The 19,928-nt window shown below is 63.3% G+C and carries 10 protein-coding genes; 2 read left to right on the top strand and 8 right to left on the bottom strand.

The features are described from left to right. The first annotated feature begins 27 nt into the window (after positions 1 to 27). Positions 28 to 1,125, top strand: a complete 1,098-nt coding sequence (gene dbpB, locus ACFYX4_RS20520) for a DGQHR domain-containing protein DpdB (protein WP_359568372.1) — start codon at positions 28 to 30, stop codon at positions 1,123 to 1,125. 56 nt (positions 1,126 to 1,181) lie between these two features. Here the strand turns inward: dbpB and dpdD are convergent, their stop codons facing one another. The 8 genes from dpdD to dpdE are packed head-to-tail and all read right to left on the bottom strand — an operon-like array spanning position 1,182 to position 18,758. Next, positions 1,182 to 3,203: a protein DpdD gene (gene dpdD / locus ACFYX4_RS20515; RefSeq protein WP_389334841.1), complete on the bottom strand. Its 2,022-nt coding sequence runs from the start codon at positions 3,201 to 3,203 to the stop codon at positions 1,182 to 1,184. Then, entirely contained in the window at positions 3,200 to 3,721 is a 522-nt protein-coding gene (gene dpdK / locus ACFYX4_RS20510) for a phospholipase D-like domain-containing protein DpdK (RefSeq protein ID WP_275120966.1), read from the bottom strand. The genes dpdD and dpdK overlap by 4 nt, the downstream gene beginning before the upstream one ends. After that, positions 3,718 to 8,223, bottom strand: a complete 4,506-nt coding sequence (dpdJ, locus tag ACFYX4_RS20505) for a protein DpdJ (RefSeq protein ID WP_389334838.1) — start codon at positions 8,221 to 8,223, stop codon at positions 3,718 to 3,720. The genes dpdK and dpdJ overlap by 4 nt, the downstream gene beginning before the upstream one ends. Continuing rightward, the gene (locus tag ACFYX4_RS20500) at positions 8,220 to 8,900 is read right to left on the bottom strand and encodes a hypothetical protein (RefSeq protein ID WP_389334835.1); all 681 of its coding nucleotides are present in this window, start codon (positions 8,898 to 8,900) and stop codon (positions 8,220 to 8,222) included. The genes dpdJ and ACFYX4_RS20500 overlap by 4 nt, the downstream gene beginning before the upstream one ends. 5 nt (positions 8,901 to 8,905) lie before the next feature. Beyond that, positions 8,906 to 11,977: a protein DpdH gene (gene dpdH, locus ACFYX4_RS20495; RefSeq protein ID WP_389334832.1), complete on the bottom strand. Its 3,072-nt coding sequence runs from the start codon at positions 11,975 to 11,977 to the stop codon at positions 8,906 to 8,908. Then, positions 11,970 to 12,881 (bottom strand): protein DpdG, encoded by a 912-nt coding sequence (gene dpdG, locus ACFYX4_RS20490; protein ID WP_389334829.1) that lies wholly within the window; start codon positions 12,879 to 12,881, stop codon positions 11,970 to 11,972. The genes dpdH and dpdG overlap by 8 nt, the downstream gene beginning before the upstream one ends. Continuing rightward, the gene (gene dpdF / locus ACFYX4_RS20485) at positions 12,881 to 15,484 is read right to left on the bottom strand and encodes a protein DpdF (RefSeq protein ID WP_389334826.1); all 2,604 of its coding nucleotides are present in this window, start codon (positions 15,482 to 15,484) and stop codon (positions 12,881 to 12,883) included. Before dpdF ends, dpdG begins: the two co-directional genes overlap by 1 nt. Further along, positions 15,477 to 18,758, bottom strand: coding sequence for a protein DpdE (dpdE, locus tag ACFYX4_RS20480; RefSeq protein ID WP_389334823.1), 3,282 nt, complete (start codon positions 18,756 to 18,758; stop codon positions 15,477 to 15,479). The genes dpdF and dpdE overlap by 8 nt, the downstream gene beginning before the upstream one ends. Positions 18,759 to 19,312: 554 nt before the next feature. Here dpdE and ACFYX4_RS20475 point away from each other — a divergent pair. Then, the gene (locus ACFYX4_RS20475) at positions 19,313 to 19,834 is read left to right on the top strand and encodes a VUT family protein (protein WP_389334820.1); all 522 of its coding nucleotides are present in this window, start codon (positions 19,313 to 19,315) and stop codon (positions 19,832 to 19,834) included. Positions 19,835 to 19,928: the final 94 nt, after the last annotated feature.

The raw sequence follows: 19,928 nt of genomic DNA, 5'->3' as shown, positions 1-19,928 counted from the left end.
ACCCAAAGTAACCCAACAGGAGATGATGTGGCCGACCGCTACGAGCTGAAGCTACCCGCCCTCAAGATCCTCCAAGGCACCAAGGAGATCTACTGCTTCGCCGTCGACGGCAAGAAACTGCATGACTTCGCCGCCGTATCGCGCATCCGCCGTGATGACCAGAAGCGGTTGCAGGGGTACCAGCGGCCCGAGGTCCTCAGCCACATCCGCTCAATCCGCCGCTACCTCGAGTCCGAGGGAGCAATGCTCCCTAACGCCGTGGTCCTCGCGTTCGACGAGCGGGTGAGGTTCGAACCAGCGGTCCGCGGCGGCGATGTGAAGTACTCCATCCCGGGCGAGCTGATCATCCCGGTCGACGAGTCACTGGCCGACGACGAGAAGCCGGCCTGGCTCGTGGACGGACAGCAGCGCAGCGCCGCCATCAGGGACGCTGACCTCGCTGAGTTCCCTGTCGCCGCCGTGGGCTTCATCGCATCTGGGCAGGAAGAGCAGCGGTCGCAGTTCATCCTGGTCAACTCCACCAAGCCGCTTCCCAAGGGACTCGTGTACGAGCTCCTGCCCGAGACCACTGGCCAGCTGCCGCGCTCTCTCGCGCGCAGGGCACTCGCCGCGAGGCTCATGGTCCACCTGAATATGGGGGACGGTCCCTTCAGCGGAAGGATCAGCAGTCCCACATCCCCGACCGGAGACATCAAGGACAACAGCGTTCTGAAGATGCTGGAGCACAGCATCTACGAGGGCGCCTTGTACCAATACCGCAACGCCACCGACGGCACCGGGGACGAAGAGCGGATGCTGGCCCACCTGCTGGCCTTCTGGACGCCAGTGGCAAGCATCTTCCGCGACGCGTGGGGGAAGCCCCCGAAGGAGTCCAGGCTGACCCATGGGGTGGGCATCCAGGCGATGGGCTTCGTCATGGACCGGCTCACTGCGGATGTCCCGGTCGACAAGGTCGATTGGGATGACGTTCGTGCCATTCTGCGTGGGCTGGAAGAGCACGTGGCCTGGACCTCGGGGAAATGGAACTTCGGAGATGACCATCAGCTCAACTGGAACAGCCTGCAGAATACGTCCAAGGACGTACGGTTGCTCAGCAGCTATCTGCAAGCCCGAGTCAGCGCATAGCCCATAGCTCGCGCCTTGCTGCGGCGGCCGCCCGGTCCTGGGCGGCCGCCGTTCTGTTAGGACTCTGCTGCTGCGAGGCGGAGCGCATCGACCGCAGCGCGGAGGAGTGATGCGGAGCCACTCCCGTTCGCATATCCGACGTGCTTTGTCGTCTTGTTCTGATCAATGAAGCCGGTGGCCGCGTGCTTGGCGCAGCGCGTGGCCAAAACGATCACATTCGCAGTACGGGCCTTCTGCCGCAACTGCGGCGTGCCTACGTGGTCGTAAGCAGTCAAGACCTTCACAGCGGGAGCGAGCCGCTTCAGTTCCTCCTGGCATCGGGTGAGCACTGCCTCGTCCAGTGAGTAGAGCAGCAGTGTCGCCGAGGGGATCTCGACGGGCGTGCTCTCCTTGCCGTCTTCGCCAGCAGGAGCATCCCAGGAGAAGCTGATGCCTAGGTCTTCAGAGAGACGGCGCGCGAAGGCAAGGTCTGCCTCAGTGAGGCGGCGGCTGTGTGCAGACAGAGGCCCGAGCAGTTGCGAGCACAGGCTCGTGCGGGCCTCAGGATCAGGGCACGCTGCAAGGAACAAGCGGTCGACGAAGTCCAAGACAACCGAGGCCCGTTCGGGAGCAACCCACCGATCCGTATCCGAACCAATGTCCCTGAGGATCTCCGCGTACTGCTCGGCACAGGGAGCAGCGCGAAGTGCGATCTCCATCAGCGCCTGCAAGGCCGCCAAGTCGCCAGGGCTGTAGCGGTTGAAAAGCACTGCGTTGCGGATGAATGCGTGGGCGCATTCGGGTGCGGGGTCGTCGTAGCCCACGGCATCGATGAACGAGCCTACTGCGCGCCATAGTTCTCGCGCGGCACCGTCGCTCAACCCGTCCAGGAACTCGGCGAGGGTCCCATCGTGCTCTGCAGGAGTGGGCCACAGGGTCCACTGTTCCTCATCCAGCGCGTCCTTCGCCGCGCTGTCGCCCTCGGCGAGCGCGAAGAACAGGGCTGGCCAGTCGTTGATCGGAGTGGCCGTGTCTGCCGACTCCTCGGGTTGCGCGACTGTGGAGGCATCAAGGTCGTCCGAAGTCTGCGCAATGAGCGCATTGGCCTCGTTCAACACAAGCGTGGGGATCTCGGGTGTTTGGTCAAGGTCCTCAGCAGCCGCCACGAACCGGCGTGCGGCCTCTGCGTTCTTGAGGATCACGCAAGCCAGAAGGAGCACTGTCATGGCCTGCGGTCCATACGACCGCGGGTCGCCTGCGAGCAGCTCGGGGACGGCCCTGCCGTGGGTGATGAGGTTGGACTTGGCCGCCTCCAGATTCCGAGCCGCGAGTGGCTCCTCCAGAGCAACGGTGTACACGGCGTTCAGGATTGCTGCCTTCACCGGCGCAGGAGGATCTTGCCGGGCCACGTCCTGGAGTGCCGGGAACCACAGCACCTTGGTACTCGCTCCGAGACGGTCAAGTCTCTTGAGCTTGAGATGCGCGAGATTCGTCGCAGTAAGCCCGCCCGCGGCAGCGAGTTGCTCAAGGAGGTCAAGCGACGCAGCTTCGCCGCCGGCCGCGAGAGCCGCGTCGAACTCGGCGATGAGACGCCCGACTGGCTTTACTACGCGCCACAGCCTTGGCGGACGCCTCAGGTAGGTCTGCTGCATCAGTAGCAGAGCATCAGTCAGGCCCTGCCGATACTTGTCGCTCTCCCCGGTTGACAGCCGGAAAGTGGAACGTTCGCCGGCCAGGTCGATGACGGCGCGTTCCACGGGATCGTCCCGGTCGAGGAGGGTTGGACGAAGGCCACCGCGCTCCATGTTGCAGTAAATGTACGTAGGCCCGGCAAATGCCTCAATGAGTTCAGCTGTCTTGCCGGCATCTGCTGGGTCACGTGCGATGGCGTACATCGAGTACGACTGGTTTTCGGCGACCCAACGAGGGAGAACGATGGGCGCGTCGTTATCGCCCAGCGCGATCTTGACGAAGGGCTCGGTGCGCGCTGTCCACGCGTGCTTGGGGTCCATCTTGGGCCACGCGTCGTTGCCCTCGCCGAAAAACCTGTGCAGGAACGCCTGGATACGATCAATGGTCCAGGACGTGGTCTGGTTCATTCTCCGTTCCCCCACCGCTCGGCCAGGTCAATGCGTGCTTGAGCGGCAGCGTCGCTGCCTGCCCGGTAAGTGATCTTTTCGTCGTTCCGGGCCATGCCTCGGATCGTGAAGTTCATCGATCCACTCAGCATCCAGTCATTCCCGCACAGCGTCTTCTCGTGGATATCCGGGTCACGGACGATGTGAAGCTTCCTTCCTGATGCCGCCTTCATCAGGCGGCGTAGAAAGTCCTCGTTGTGGGGATCATCGCGGGTCACGACGTGTACCTGTGCGCCACCATGGGCAATGCGGGCCACGGCGTCTGAGAGTCGGCACCCCACGGGAGGGGTGTCTCCAAAGAGTGCGTCGTAGGCGCCGTGGCTGTTGTCGAGGACCTGGACGTCGGTGATCCATGCGGACACCAACCACAGGTGGTCGCTGGGTGCGATGAACTCCGCAATCAGCGCGGCGGACAGCATGGTGTCAACGCGAATCGCGGTGTGCCGCCCAGTGCGGAGGGTTCGTTCCTGGGATTTCACTGGGCTGCCTCCCTCAATTCGACCCTGACTCGAATCTCGTTCTGGTGGCGGACCACGCCGCAGACTTCTCCGTAGACGCGCAGCACATCCCGGTCGATGGGCGTGACCGGAACCTGCTTCAAGGCTTGAGCCATCAGAGTTGCGTCTCCCGCTGGGCAGACCAGCTCGACAGCCGAGGTCGCGGTCAATTGCTGCCGGTAGGCGTTATCCCAGGTGGGCTTGGTGACGTCGATCACCGGTATACGGTCATCGTGTGCGGCTTGGACCAGCAGACGCTCGAGGACGGGGCCGTCGGCGTATGGCTGGTAGTGCTTCAGGTCTTGAGTGCGGGCCTGGTGGCCACGGGGCCACAGAAGACTGAAGACCTGGTCTGCGGTCAGGGACCGGGCGCCTTCCAACTGGAGCTTGCCGGATCCTACGGCGTATGCGATTACGCGAGCGTCGACCTCGACCCGGAGACGTTGCTCCACCTCCGTCCATGCGTCAACAAGGACGAGAGCGGTGACGTCAGTATCGGGTCCAGACCCCGGGCGCAGAAGTCGCGTGGACAGGGCAGCAACAGCTGCATGCCGAGGCGGGCCGTCGAGCCGTGCCCACGCCTCGCGAAGGACGTCCAGAGCGTCCTCGGCTTCTTTGGCGGAACTGCCGGCCCGGAGTGTCGCCATTGCCTGGGCAGCTGTTCCGCTGGGTTCGTCGATGACATGCCGGAGGAACCGGGTCAGCGTGGCGTCGACGTACTCGTATTCGCTTGGCGCGAGGCTGCTCGTCACAAGCCCCCAGAATTGCCGGGGATCCTTCGAGTAGAAGTCGACCAACTGCTCGACGATCCCCAACCCACCCACGGACGTTTCGCTGAGCCACACCTCGGTGAGCGAGTCCTCTCCCTCACCGGGAAGTGTGTCAACGATGAGATCGCCGTCCTGTGCGTTCGGGCACGCGCGTTGAGCAGCAGCGAGAATCGCAGCTGCCATCGTGTCGCGGTATGTGCGCCGCGCGAGCGGGCTGGTCTCGGCTGAGATGTCCTCTGCTACCAGCAGCTCTGCTGCCCTGTCCAGAGCTGTGATGACCGTGCCGTTGGCGACAAGCTTGATCAACTCTGACACGAGTCGATCACCGTCGACCTCCTGCTCAGTCACGTCGGAGTCACGGTAGAGCACTTGGAAGATCTTGGAGAGATCGTGAGTCCAGGAACCGTTCTTCAGCAGCACACGGACGTCAGCGTTCGTGCGGTTCCCGTCGAGTCCGGCCAGAGCGAACGCGGTCAGATAGATCTGGGCCAGGCGCTCCCTCTGGAAGCTGTCGGAGATCTCGGCCAAGGCCGGATCATCCTGAACCGTGTGCAAGAAGGCCAGAGAGCGCCACTGAGGCGTGGTGAGGTACTCCCTGACAGCTGGATCGTCGAGGTTGAGCGGCTTGAGTGCGAAACGGATGGCATCGACGCCCAAGGCGAATCCGAGTGCGGCCGGTCGTCCCCGGAGTTCGTATCGAACAGTGCGGGCTTGACTGTTCTGCCGTTCCCGGCGGACGTTGCACTCAGCGCCGAACGTCATGCGGCGCACTTGTACAGGGTTGCCGGCCGCGTGGGTCGCAAAGCTGACCGTGTCAATGCGACGTTGCCAGGGGGACGGCTTTGGCACGGTGCCCTCACTGAGGGGCGCGTCGTCCTCCACGACGATCTCGGTGCCCCACTGCGGCTGGCCGTGGGACTGGTCCACGATGTCGGGATCGGGTTGGGAAAGCGCCAGGCTCAAGGGGCGGACGACTTCGAGGTTGGCGCCATCATGTCCATGAGGCTGCCAGGTGCCCTCCAGCCTGCCCTCGGTGACGATTTCCCTCAGGTTGAGCACATTGCCGTCGTCGTCGGGGATGGGGAGCCACGTGCGGTGAGTGTCGTCCAGGTACCCGAAGCGCCGGCTGACCCGTCCCGGCACGGCTTCAGTCAATGCCTTACCGATGGGCATGTGCTCGATGGATCCGTCCCCGTTGTCGAAGGGGAGTTCCAGATCGACCTCAGGAAGGTTCAGCGGCTCGAACAGGGTCCGGGTGATGAACTCGGGGAGCATGGCCTTCTTGCCCATGCCGGGGTCGTTTACAAGAGGTTCCCAACGGGAGCGAAGCCGGCGAAGAGCCGTGGGCACGACGGCCAGGAGGAGGGAGCGAGGCTGTTCCCACAACACGGCCTGTGCGTCGTCAACGCTGATCTTCAACGCCTTGACGAGGTGCCGTGCAAACTCGTCCTGGACACGCTCCTCGGTCAGCAGTTGATGCAGGATTTTGATCAGTCCGAGGCGCTCGTTCTCGTACTCGGACAAGATTTTCGGGTCATCCGGGGTCGTCAGGAGCTTCCGCACGTCGCCGCGCCCGACCTGGGCACGCATCCTGCGCCCGGCCCAGTCAAGAAGAGACTGGGCTCCCTGGATCTTGAGGACGTACCGGTTCTTGAGCGGCAGGGTCGTAGCAGCGACCTCCGGAGCAAAGAGCGTTTCGTAGCCCTGGTAGGCCAGGCGGTCGCGACCGTAGTCCGACAAGGTCACGATGGTCAGCGGCCGAGTTCCGCGCTCTCGGCCAGCGCGGCCGCGGCGCTGGATGAACGAAGCAGCATTCCGCGGTGCCTTGTGCTGAAGGACGAGACCAACCCGGGGATCGTTGAAGCCCACCTCCAACGACGCCGTAGCAATCGTGAGGTTCGCATTGCGGTTAACCCCCGCGTCCTGCGATGAGGTTCGCCCGATGATCAAGGGATGCATGCGGAGATCGGGGTCGAGTTCATGTCCGATCCGCTCGACGAGCTCCCAGTTCTGTCCCTCGAGGTAGCGAGGCCCGGGCTCAGGGCGCGCACGTGACCGCAACCCGGCCAACACGTCACCCCGGCGATTCGTGCGCCCGCGGTGGTCCTGGTCGCCCTCGGCGTCGCGGAGGTACTTGTAGAAGCGGTTGGTGACGTCCAGGGCATCCGTGAATAGGAACCCGGTCGAGCCGTAGAGGAAGGCGTCGTCACCGTTGTCGAGTACGCGGCCCCAGAGCATCGCAGTCTGGATCGACGTGGACAGGAGACTGGCTCCCGAGACTGGGTCGCCTCGCAGCGCGAGCGCGTACTCGCGGCCTTCCCGCACCATGGTGGCATCTTCGGGTGCAATGGAGTCCACGTCACTCTCGCGCAGGCCGACCAACTGTGCGAAGAACTGGTTCGCGTCGCGCAGTGTGGCGCTGAGGCCCACGAAAGTTACGGGTTTGCCTACTGCGTCCCTCCATCTGCGTAGGAGGTAGGCGACCTGCGCCCCGTGCACTCCCGAGTAGGTGTGCACCTCATCGAGGAGCATCAGGGACGGCACGCTTCCCCCGCGCCAGCCCAGGAGGCTATCGAGGTAGCCGTCGGCGCTGCAGTTGTTCAGCATCTCCGTAGTGGTGAACAACAGGTGCGGCGGGTTCTTCTTCAAGGACTCGCGAGTCAGGGCGAGTTGGCCGTCCGGGATTTCGTCCCCGCAGCGTCGGCATATGAGGCGTTCAACGCGTTCAGCGCGGTCCCTATCGGACCAAATCAACTCGCCGTCTTCACACTCAGGGCTGGGACAGGGAAGGAAGGGACACACGGCGCCGTCCCCTACGCGTGCCCAACGGCCGGAACCTCGTCCGGGCTGAAGTCGCCAGTCGTCGGCGTGATTCGGGGTGCCTCCGTAGAGTGCGCCGAGACGCAGAGGCCTCTTCCCCTGGCTGACGAGCGCGCTCTGAACGCTGCGAGCATTGACGATCGCATCGCGCAACTGATCCCGCAACAACTCAGTTCGCGGATACAGAGCCAGAGTGTGGATCCTGTTCTGGACCCTGTTGGTCGCGTGCTCCGCTATGGCTGCGAAGGCGGGCAGGTAGAAGGACAGCGTCTTGCCGCTACCGGTGCCGGCGCTGACGATGATGCCCTTAGAACGGTTTTGGCCCTGGAGTGAGGAGAAGACGGCTTGCGTTGCCTCCAACTGAAAACGGGCGAGCTTCTTGCCGCCCAGTTGGTCCTGGGCAACGCGGCCTTGGAGATCGCCCCAACCGGGAAGGGTACGCAACTCCTTGAGTGCTTGGGAGCCTGGAATATCTCGATCAGGGTAACGGCGATAGCGAACGTGTAGGCGGTAGTCAGCAACGAGTCGCTTCCCTTGCCGCCACCACCCGTTGGGGGTGTCGTCTGCCCAGTCTCCGCGAGGGCGGAAGAGTTGACGCAGTCCGGCGGTCAAGCGCAGAGCTTCGGCAAAACGAGTGCGGTAGCGGATTGATCCGTCGCTAGGCCAGGGCACCTTGAAGAGCAGCGCGCGGCCCTGCAGCTCGCGGAGGATCTCGACGGCTGATAGTACTGGCGGATTGTCGCATTCGTCGAGGAACTGCTCGATGCAGTTGAGGACGTCATCCTCTGAGAGTGCACCTTCCGTCATGCCCCACATGAGGAGGGGCAACTCAAGGTCTTCAAGTTGGTTCAGGAGTTCGTTGGCGAACTTCCGGCCTACTATGCTCTGGTTCACGAACCCTTCCTCTTCAGGGTGATGTGGGCGTCCATCCGGCATTCGCGAAGGAGTGCGATCTCTTCGTCTGTGACGTCGCTTAGCGTCAGGCCAGGTTGCTCGCGTAGCCGATTTAGCAGGTCGCCGAGTGCTTCCGGCGGGTCTTGAGTGTCTTGAAGGAGTTCCGCTAGGCCGGCGTACGTGGTCGCGAATGTGGTGATGGCTTCTTTAGAAGCCTTGCCCCTGGCGATTCGCTCCAGTTCAAGTTGTCGCTTGGAAGCCTGCTTCTCCGTTTCGAGTTCGACGAGCATCGAGATTCGCGCAAGGGGCAGGTCCGCGAGGAGTTGCTCAGTCCAGGCTGACCAAGCGGATTGATTCTCTTCCGCGAGACGATCGGTAACTGCCTGTGTCTTCTTCTTCGCCGTGTTGAACACCTGGTTGGAGGGGAGTCCGCTGGGTCCCAGACTGCGTTCGAATCCAGCTCTGCCGTCATCGATGCCGGACAAGTCGATGTTGAGTCCCGCGCCGCGGGACTGTAGGGCCTGTGTGACGGCCAGCTGCGAGCGAAGCTGGTTGAGCTGAGAGCGGAGTTCCAGCAACCGGCTTGATACACGAGTGGCCTGCCGCTGTGAATCCTCACCATCCGCGATGCGTGAAGCGTGATCCTCAAGCAGCTTTGCCTTCTCGTACACTGACATCCGAGTCACGGTTGATCAGCCCCTTCGACTGCCAGGGAATGCCATTCGGCAATGAGTTCCTGCACGCCCTCGGCTGCGCTCTTGGCGGCCGAAGAACTCGCCCGCATCTCGGCACCCTTCAGTGCCTCATCAAGCCACTCATCAGCGACACAAAGCAGGTTCCGGATAACTTCGATGGAAGCTCCTCGGTCCTGGGCGGCCGTGCGGATGCACGCAATCAGACGCGACGCCTCAGGGCGATCGTCGTCGAAGCACCGGGCCAGGTCATCTTCCAGAGCGGAGATCGTGGACCACTCCACAGCAACTGCCTGCTCGAGGAGAGCATCGAGTTCACGCGCTCGTTGGGCGGGCAACGACAGACTGACCTCTCTTGCCCTGTCGACGGCAGTTCTGATGCTGGCCAGGGTGTGGTTCCCCGGGGTGCTGCGGGGTTGCCGCATTCGGATGTCGCTCAGCCAGTCCTTGAGCACCGTGACTTGCCCGTCGATCAGCCTGGACCATGACGCGAATGGTTTGACTGCGGGCTTCACCCACTCTGGGACACTGCCCGTTGGCGTTTCCCACGCCCAGGTGGCTGTTGCCTCTTCCAGCAGAGGGATTGCCCGGGCTGCATCGATCATGCCCACGGCTCCTCTGCTGCCCTGCGAGATGCCGATCCCGGTACGAATACGTTTCACCAGGGCACTGCGCGCCGACAGGTGCTGGTTGAGGGCGGCGGTCCACCGGTCCGGCCTTGACATGACGCCGGTACCCTTCCAAGCTTCGCCGTCGTCCACCGCTGCCGCCAGGAGCTCTTCGATGCTCATGCCAGGCCAGCAGCGACCAGCAAGAACGGCTCCCAGAACGGACGCTCGTAGGCCAAGGACAAGGTCGTCGTCCGTGATCTCCAAGTTGCATTGAACTCGGGATGCCAGCGCACCGGCGTGCCGCTCGGCGAGGGTCGCGAGCCTGCGGATGTCCTCACCGCGTACCTGGTCCAACCCGTTCTGCGCACGGATCAAGCTCTGGAAGAACCTGCTGTTCGTGGCACTTCGCTTGAACTGAATCGGCGCGCTATCAGCGCCTGTGATGCCTGCAACCGCAGAGCCTTCGATGCTGACGACGGTGCCGTTATTCGGCCAGCCCTTCTCCTTCACGTTGCTCTGCGCCTGCATGAGCGGCGCGTTCCAGCGGTACCGCTCCGCTACCGCTGTTGCGATGACTGTGCGGATGGCTCGGGCGTGATCCTGCTTGAGATCGTCGCCGCGGGTCACCCACTCCTCGATGTTCTGAAGGCTCCGCTGAACGGACAGGCGATAAGTCTTGTCTTCCGTCTTGGCAGTGCCTGGCGTGGCGCTCCGTTGGGGGGAAGGCTCAGCCTCACGTTGTGGCTGCTGCGGAGGGGCTTGGACTCCCGCAGCCAGGGGGTTGAGAGCAAACGCCTCCAACACCGTGGGATCGATTTCGATGCCCTGAGCAGCGGCGTCGCCCCAGAACTCAAGGATCAGCTGTCGCCGTGGGCCGGCCACCCGATCATTGGTATCGATGAACGATCGCACGGCTGTGTCGAGCGTTGTGTCGATGTCAGCCGTAGGGAAGCTTTCGGAGAAGGCCGCATCGGGAAACTCTCCGCGCCGCAGTGAACCAGCGTGCTCAATGAGAATTGGTCGTACCACACTCCCGAGCACCGTTCGGGGGACGAACCCCCAGGGTTCATCCTTCGAAGCGGTGGAGTGGACCATGCGAGTCAGGGCTGAGCGGTTGAAGGGGTAGAGCCCGTATCCATCCGCTGATGCTCCAAACGCGTCGTGGCAACGGGGCTGCAGGGGGCAGGTGTCACATGCGTTCGGCGGTTCGGCGCCGCCTACCTGTTCCAGTTGATCCTTGCCGATGCGCGCTGCGTTGAGGTAGCGGCCAACGAATGCAGCGATGGCTTCTTCACCGGTGTCTTCTTCGCTGAACGGAACATCGAGGTCATATGCGTAGCCCAGGTTTGCTTGTACACGGGTGAGCGCGGTCTCTGGCAAGTCACGGAAGTAGCCAGTTGTTACCGCCATAAGGGTCCGGATGGGGGCTAGTCGTGTCGCTCCCTCACGGTGAGCGGCTTCGACAACGGCGTCCAGCAGGTCCTTCTGCACACCCTGAATGAGAGCAAAGTCTTCGATGAGGAGAACAATCTCTTTGCCCTGTCGGTGGTACTCCTCGCGGACAAGGGTCATCGCTTCCAGCAAGCGGCCCATGCCGAGGTTGAAGCTGCGATTGATCGCAGTCTCCAAGTGCTCGTTCAGGAGGTCGATCGCGATCTCCTGGAGTTCGGCCTTGGCGCTGAGAATCTGTACCCACTTCTTGGCCAGCGCCGAAGCCTTGCTGACATCTGTGATGTCTAGCGGGAGATCATCAACTGTGAACTTCGGCGGGCGATCTTTGTCACCCTTGGTGCGGTCTCGTAGGAGGTACGTGGCCAGTTGTGGAACAAACTTCTCGGGCTGGAGCATGAATTCGCTGACGTGCGGATCGTCAAGGAGTGCTCCGAGACCATGAGGGCCGAAGAGTTGCCGCGCCGGCCCCGAGACGCCGCGGCCGGTCTCGGCTACGAGGGTCTCGTTGAGGGAGTGGATCAGCCGCCGAGCCAGCACTGATGCGTCGATGTCAGCGGTAAATTTGTCGATCTCCGCTTTGAGTTGCTTCAGTTCATCACTATCTGCCTTGGCGATCAGGCTTTGCACCACTGCCTTGAGGCTTGTTCTGTGCTTCTCAAGGTAGATGATCTCGCGATCACGGCGCCCGTTGTCGACCAGTTCGAGGTGCTCTCGGACCCATCTGACGAGGTGAGACTTTCCCGACCCGGACTCGCCCACGATGGGCATAAGGAGTGCACCGCTGTTGGACTCATGATTCAAGAAGTCGTGAAGAACCGTCCGCTCGTCGACCGGCTGACCCTCAAGCACGAGTTGCCGGCCGTCGAGCCGCGCTCGCTGGATCCGCAACGGCGCATGAGTGGCCCGAAACACGGCCGCAGATGGCGAGATGGCTTCAACGCTAATGGTATTGGCGGCCGTTGCGGGATCCCAGCAGACCTTTCCGCGCAAGTCAGGCACTGGGGGCCTCCTGGATCGTGATGTCGCTTACGTAGCGAGGACTCGAGGGCTGCTCTGGATCGCTCACCTGCAGCACCAATGCGGCATCGGAATCGAGTTCTAGGCGCAGCCAGCCCTCGTCGTTACCGCGGAGCAGCGCAAAGGAGAGAGCAGGGCCCGCTACACGGTCACCGGGGTTGGGGAGGTGGAGAGCCAGGGAGTATTGGCCGCTGGAGAGTACCGGCAAGTGCTCGCGGACGCTTCGGACGGCTGTTACGGCATTCACCTGGCGGCCCGGCTCCCATAGGCACTGCATGACGTATCTGACCGCTGCGGTGCAGTCGGGTACCAATCGACTGCCACCTCCGCCGGCAAGGAGTGGTCGTGCTGCGAGCCCTAGCGCGGGGGCCCAGTCGCAGAACTGTCGCCATCGCTCGGCGTTCACGACAGCCGGTCCCGCCTCGGGTCTGAGAGGGGTCTCCTTCATGAGATCCTGCGCCTGGTCCCAGTCCACAGCAGGGCCCATGGGATCTAGCGTGAGGAACCATGCCAGGGCACGCGTGAGGTCTCGGGATTCCCTCTGTTCATCGTTGTCCCCCAAGCCGCTGTTGCGCTCAGGTGCAAAGACGGCGCTGCGCAGCGCAGCCGCGAATGCGTCCCAGTCTTGGCCGTCGAGATGCTCAGCGGGTCCCATGAGCGTCAGCTCACCGGTGGATTCGGCGACGTGGAGCAGCCCGAGCTCCCGCAGCGTCTTGACGGCTTTGTTGAACATCTCCGACGCGTCTTTGTCACCGGATGCGAGGGTCGGTGGACTCAGCAGAGCGCGGGCGCCGTTGAGTGGTACCGGCTTCTTCGAATGGGCCAGTAGACGGACGACTGCCCACATGGGGTCGGGGCGCGAGGCGTCCACGTTGATCAGGGCCATCAGAACGACTCCAACGCGGTCTGTACGGAGAAACTTTGAGCATGAAGAGCACCGAAGGCCAGGCCTGGGCGACTCGGATCCGGCGTACTTCGCGCGTGGATCAAGTAGGTCACATCTGGTGAGTCAAGCCGCGACCTGAGCACCCGGTCCATCGGTGACAGATCATCGTCCAGAACCCAGACGATGGGGCCTTCGTAGAAGCGGAGCAGATCTGCGTCGGTGTCGCAGATGATCGGCCGCGGTGCCACATCCTCCTGAAGAGCTTCGGCTAGAGATGGGGTGATCCCTGGCCCACCAATCACATTCATGCCACGAAGGGCCAACATCTCCAGCAGCCGAGGCACCTTGACCTGACGGTCCGTCTCGGTCCCCCACCACAAACTGAGGCAGGACGCGGTGCCACGCATGCTTCGGAGTGGATCGCGGCTGGTCCGCCTAGGGGCTGGAACCAGTGGATGAGGGTCTCCGGCCAGCTTGTAGAAGCCGTTCTCCTGCGGAAGGCCTGTCGTTCTGCAACTGGGGCAGCCTCGGCAATTCACCCCCGTCAGCAGTGGGGCGCCACCTTGCTGAACCCGGTAGTAAGTGCGGAGAACCTCGCCTGTGCATCGATCACCGCGTAGCAGGGTGCGGAGATCGGATAGGGCCTGTCGCTGCGCGGTGATTGAGCGCCGGCGCTCCGCTTCGAACCGAGTCCGGAAGTGCTCCTCGTCGTTGGTCTGAGTGTCTTCGAGCGTGACGTCCACATGCGTGGATGCCACCTCGTAGAACCGGTCGAGGCGTTCCTGGAAGGCTGCGCGTGGTTCGTCGTCGTGTCGCTGGGGCGGCTCAGGAACGTGGAGACCGATGAGCCCGGCGCGCAACATGAGGTTCAAGGTGCGGATGTTCCAGTCGCGGTTTGCCTCCGAGGTGTCGTGGACGTTGTCCGGGATGGAGTCAAGGTTGACGAGGTAGTGACGCTGACGTGGGTATGTCTTGTCCCTGAGCGTCCACATCCACCGCCACCTCGACCACGCTTTGTCTGCACCGATGATTGCTTGCCGATTGATGCCCTCGGCAACGGGCTCATCCCGGGGGGCGGACGCCAGGTAGGCCACGGACGGACGTCCGTCCCGGCCTGTGCGCCCTACCTCCTGGTAGTAGCGGTCGACGGTTTCGGGCAGGCAGGCGTGCACCACACTGCGGACGTCGGGTAGGTCTACACCCAGGCCGAAGGCTGAAGTTCCTACGACGATGTCGTACCGGGTGGGGATAGGGCCGGAAGCGGAACGGCCGCTCCAGCCTTCCACTGCGCTTCGGCGTTCGTCGGGGCTGGAATAGCCTGCGACGTCAGCTACTCGTGCGAAGCCGGCTGTGCGTAGGCGGTCGAGCCACGCCTTGGCGTCTTTCCGCTCTGTCACGTACAGAGCTAGTGGTTTCGGTAGACGGTCGACGGCGCGAAGGATTGCCTCGGTGCGCTGCTCCTCGTCGGTGAAGGCATCGATGTAGTAGCTGGGTTCATGGCGCACCTGGGCGCCCCAAACGATCTCGGCTGGCTTGGGGTCTGCGAAGAGTTTCTCGAGCGTGGTTACCTGCTGCTCGGTGAGTGTGGCGCTCATGCAGACCGTCACGGGTGCGCGTCCGGGTGGTGCTGCGCTCAGCCAGGTCCGACGGTGGACGGACATGGTTTGGAACTCAGGTCGAAAGCCTTCGCCCCATTGCTCGACGAGGTGGGCCTCGTCAATGACGAAGTAATGAAGGTGACCTGCCTCGGCAGCATCTTCCAGCGCAGACTTAAGTCCAGAAACGAGTGATTCAGGGTTCGTGAAGACTAGCCGCTGTTTACCTGTTCGGATATCTTCTCGTATTTGTTGCTTGAGGTTCTCGTCGAGGCCGCCGATGTAAGCGTAGCGGCCGGAGAGACTTCGTCGCCCGCGGCTGTTCAGCAACTCCTGGGCACGACGTTCCATGTCCAACGCGAGCACGACAGTCGGCACTACGACCAAGGTGACGCCGATACGGTTACTTGCGAGCAGAGCCGGAGCCTGTACGAGGGCGGTCTTGCCGTGGCCAGTGGGCAAACAAGCGATGACAGTGCTGCCAGGCTCTGCGAGTGCCACAGCGCGCGCAGCTTGCCGCTGCCCGATTGACTTGTACTGGGCGTAACGGCTGCCGAGAGCACGGATCCAGAAGGGGTCAGCTGGACACGGCTCCAACTCAAGCTGTGGTTGGAGGCTTTCCCCGAGGTGGACCTGCTCCAAGTCGTACGTGGCTGCTTCGTCAGCTTTCTGATCTTCCCCGCCAGGATGCCACGGCCGGGCTGTGACCAAGACGCGACGGCTGTCCGGGAGCGCATGGCAGTGCATCTGTTCCCACTGTTCTCGCGTGGGCAGCGGTGCGCCAGGTGGAATTGAGAGACCATAGGTGTTTCCGCTGGCCTGAGCTCCCAGAAGAATCTGCCGTGTCAATGCTGCCACGTCACGCCACGAGGCCGTCTGTTCAGCGAGGCCGTCGAGGGCATCCTTGAGCCGTCGCAATGTGCCGCTGTACTCCGGCTCCTCCGGCGTCGGGACAACGAACGGCCAGGTGTCAAAGAGTTGCTGTGCACCAATCCAACTGTCACGCACTTACCTGTGCCCCCTTTCTCCCAGCGCGGAGAACGCAGGTTGCAGACATGAGCCGTACGCTGGGCTGCATGAGGCCGTCGATGAGCAGACCGGCGGTCTTCACGTCTGTCAGTTGGCTTTCGTCCTCACGCAGGAGACGACCGGCAGCCCTGCGGGCCTCTGCCTGCGCCCGAGTCACGGTGAGTCGCCGGCGACCGCGTTCCTGGGCCTCGGCGCAGAGTGCCTTCAGGTCAGTGACGCGGAAGAGTTCGTCGCGTGCGACCTTCTCGGCGTTCTCAGCAGCATGGCGGAACTCCGACCAGCCACCGAAGACGTCGATGAGGACACGAATCCGCTGGCCACTCAGGTTTTGGCACTCTTTGTCGTAGGACTTGTTCAGCCATTCGAGCGCCGAGGCCAGCGTCAGCGCCTCGGCGCTTCCAGCCCGCACCCACACTCTGCGCGTGAACGGCGGAAGGAGGAGATCGGCCTGGCGCTGCAACGCCCGTTTCACCTCTTCCCGGTTGGCCATCACCTCTGCCGCCACGGAGACGTCGGCCTCAACCAGGAAGTCGAAGCCGAAGTAGGGCTCCGGGTCACCCATGTGGCCGGGGTCCACGCGCTGGTAGGCAGTGGCCTGGCCACGTTCGTCGATGTCGCTCAACGCGGCGAGCGCGTCGATGAAGGGGTTGCCTATGCGGAACAACCTTGTGCCAGGATCACGCAGGGCTCTGGACCGGTTGAACGTCCCCTGGGCCATTGCAGGATCCAGCGCCGCGGTCTGCGCCACGTAGAGCCGCGGCGGCACCTGCGGCCGTGACCCTGCGAGGTCGAAGACGCTCTTGCCGGCTGTGCGCTCGTAGTGGCGGATGTTGATACCACCAGATCCTGCGCTTGTGTACCGGAAGACGCCGCGCTGGATCTCCCTCCACTCCAGTTCTAGCCCTCTGAGGTTCTTGACCATGCTGTCTCGGCCATCGACATCAAGGTAGATGGCTTCGAGCATGTCCATCTTCTCAATCTGTTGGCGCGCCTCGCGGAGCTGGTCTTGAACTCGTTGCTGAGAGGACGCGAGCCCGGACGGGCCATCTCGTAGGGCGTCGCTCCAGACAGCGTCGCGGCCTTCTGCGATGGCGTCCTGCAGTGTCGACACGGACCTCGAGAAGACGTCGTAGCCGTCACGCAACAGGTTCAGCCACGCCGTACCAAGGGCTTCATCCTCGGCGCTTGCGCTGACCACGTACTGGCTGGCTTCATCGAGATGGCTGACGGACTCGCCACTGGGATAACGGTCAACCCGCCCGATCCGTTGTTCGAGCTGGTTGGGGTTCCACGGCAGACGCATGTGAACGACGGCACTCGCGACCTGAAGATTCAGCCCATCCTCGGCGGTGTGGTCGGCGACAAGGACGGACGTGCCCGGCGCCGTACGCCACTTCGTGACCGCATCCTCTGAAGCCACCGCTCCGGCTTGTGCGGTGTGCTCCACAACACAGGCTGTACGAGACAACCGCCGTAGGCGCGCTGCAAGTTGGTGCGCCAGCAATCCCGGGCCGCAGAAGACAACGATGCGTCCACCGCGATTCAGAATTGGGATGAGGGCGTTGACCGTCGCCTTGAGCGGCTGGTTGCCCTCTGCCTCGCCGAGGTGCCTCTCTAGCTCGTCGAGTGCTTCCACCTCTGCAGGGATGAGAGTGGGCGCGGCGAGCATGGTCTGCTCCTGGGCACTAAGACCGGCTCGTTGCGCCGCCTCGGCATCTCTGCGGACCCGCCAGCGCAGGGCGTCGACGAAGTCGTCGAAAGGCCCACCAGTCCTGGACGTGAGTACACCGAGGATGCGGGCGTACGCGGTGGTCTGATCTTCAAGCCCGGCATCGAGCAAGGAACTCGAGACGCCAATCCGCCACTCCGTAAGGGCGGCTTCGACCGCGTCGAAGGTGGACGGCAGGGTGATGACGTCCGAGAGCTTCCGCCCGCGGACAGCGTAGGGTTCGCCTTCTTCGGAATCGTCTTCGGGCCTCTCCACCTGGTCGCGCCGGTGTCGGATCACCCGGCGGTGGAGACGGTACGTCTCGCTGATGTGGCCCCGCAGCTCCTCTACGCGCAGGGAGAGCTCATCGGGTTCTACTTCATCGCGGAGGTCATCGTCCTCAGTGAGACATTCGACGATCCGCTTTGCAAGGTGCTCAAATCGGGGGTCATCGGGAAGGATCCGCCGGATGTCGTCGAGCGTGGACCTCAGCAGAAAGGTGAATGTGGCATCCAGGGCGTAGACGCTGTCGGCCAACTCGGCTCGTAGGGCATAACGGTGCTCGAAAGCTTCGCGGTCGTCCCAGCTGTAGAGGTCGCGGTCGAGCAGGTGCAACAGGCCGAGGTGAGTGGTGTAGTGCGAAGTCACGGGGGTCGCGGACAGGAGCAGAAGCCTTGGTGCGGAGTGCGCCAGGGCGGCTAGTTCCCGGTAGGGCGAGAGGCCCTCATCGGCGTTCTGTACCAGTGCATGGGCTTCGTCCACGACGACAAGTGCACTGTCGTGGTACGCGGACCACTTCTCCGGCGTCTCGTGAGACGTGATCACAATTCGGGCCGATGGAAAGTCGTCGACGAAGAACTTGTTGCGGAGCTCCTTGTCCCACTGGCGCCGCAGTGGCTCGGGGGCAACGACCGTTATTCGTGTCTGCGGATCGTCCAGGAGAGTCTGCCGGATGACGAAACCAGCCTCGATGGTCTTCCCGAGGCCTACTTCGTCTGCGATGAGGTATCGCTGCACTGGATCAGTGAGCACCGTCATTGCCGCGCGGATCTGATGTGGGAAGACCTCGGCAGCCGAGGACAGCAGCGCAGCCATGTTCGCGCAGGCAGCTCGTTGGGCAACGAGGTCACGCAGGAAGGGAAGCCGAGCGTCGCGGAAGAACCCCGACTCGCTACCACCACTCGTGAGGACTTGGAGGGGGTCACGAACGGGGCGGTCCCAGCGCACTCGGAGATCGCACTCGTTCGCGCTCTCGTTCCACTTCTTGTTGGGGACCTGGATGAAGTATTCCGGGAGACGCTCCCCCGTGACCCGGCCCGCGAGCCAATCTCCGGTGCTCGGTTCGCGCCAGTAGACCCGCGTTTCGGCTTCGAGCTTGGCACGCCAGCAGCTGCTCGCCGGCACACGCTGAGAGTGGACGACCTCCTCGGCTACTGATTCGAAGAAGTCGACGCGCAGCATCTCGCCGTCGATGGCGCCAACCCGGCCGATGCCCGGAGCCCCCGTGAACTCGACGAGGTGTCCAACCGCGAAGCCCGAAGACATCCGTCTGCTCGCCCCCCACCTGCTGATTTAACAACTGGCACGAGCTTAAGCGCATCCACTGACAACGCAGTCGACGGAGTAGATCGGGAATTCGCATGCATTTTCGATACTGGAGAGTAGGTGCCCCTGCGGCGTCTCCCTACGGTCGCCGCATACTCGTCTAATGGGGACTAAGTGGATCTATCGGGTTGGTTCGCTAAGTGCATCGCGCCGCAGATTACGGCTGAAACAACGTCTTGCTCAGAGGTGACACCGCCATCGCAGCGAGCCGTGCACAGCAACGACGCTCGCGCGACCGCTGGGGAACGACCTCCGCCTGACCTGCGAGTGCATGCCCGAGGCGCGCTCCCAGGTGCGCCCGCATGTAGCCGACTCATGCCGCCCTGGTCTGCATATGCTGCCAGCAGTGCACTCATTCCCAGACAGACTCTCCAAGGCCAGGAGCCGTGCCGATGTCAGTGGCCTGGGTTGTACTGTCTGGGCGTTCGCCTCGCTGTCCGTCCACGGCGTGGTATCGGCGCAAACCACCACATCACTGAAACAGAAAGAAGACCGTGAACGTCCCCGCCCCTGCCGGTATCGCGGCCCTCGTCGCCTACGTCGCCACCATCCCTGCCGCCAACCTTGCCGTCACCCACTTCGGAGCTGTTCCCGTCGGCTTCGGCTACGCCGCCCCTGCCGGCGTCTACATGGTGGGTCTCGCCTTGGTACTTCGGGACCTCGCCCGTGAGTCCGCCGGCCGTGGTGCTGTTCTCGCGGCCATAGCCGTCGGCACCATCCTGTCGTACTTCCTTGCTGACCCGGCGCTGGCTGGCGCCTCAGCCGCCGCCTTCGCGGTGGCCGAGACAATGGACTTCGTCGTCTACGAGCCTCTCCGGAAGCGCGGCCTGCTGATCGCGATGCTCGCCTCGAACGCCGTCGGCCTGCTCGCAGACAGCCTCCTCTTCCTCAAGTTGGCCTTCGGTTCCGTCGAGTACCTGCCCGGCCAGATTCTCGGCAAGGCGTGGATGACCTTCGCTGCAATCGCGGTGCTGGCCCTCCTTCGACGCCGCAAGCAGGCGAGCGCGAACGCCTGATCACCCTCAGCACCGTTGGTGACGTCATCGGGGGTGCCGGTGTGGGCTTCGCGCGGCACTGACCTGTGCATGCGCAGTACCGGTACAACTCCCC

Origin of the sequence: Streptomyces sp. NPDC002328 (assembly GCF_042890065.1) — a bacterium.
Lineage (GTDB): Bacteria > Actinomycetota > Actinomycetes > Streptomycetales > Streptomycetaceae > Streptomyces.
The sequence above is the reverse complement of the archived record's forward strand: the minus strand, read 5'-3'. Positions and strand labels throughout refer to the sequence as shown.

Coding starts and splice junctions, on each gene's coding strand:
- dpdD (WP_389334841.1), bottom strand. CDS start 3,203: ATGAACCAGACCACGTCCTGGACCATTGATCGTATCCAGGCGTTCCTG.
- ACFYX4_RS20500 (WP_389334835.1), bottom strand. CDS start 8,900: ATGTCAGTGTACGAGAAGGCAAAGCTGCTTGAGGATCACGCTTCACGC.
- dpdG (WP_389334829.1), bottom strand. CDS start 12,881: ATGGCCCTGATCAACGTGGACGCCTCGCGCCCCGACCCCATGTGGGCA.
- dpdE (WP_389334823.1), bottom strand. CDS start 18,758: ATGTCTTCGGGCTTCGCGGTTGGACACCTCGTCGAGTTCACGGGGGCT.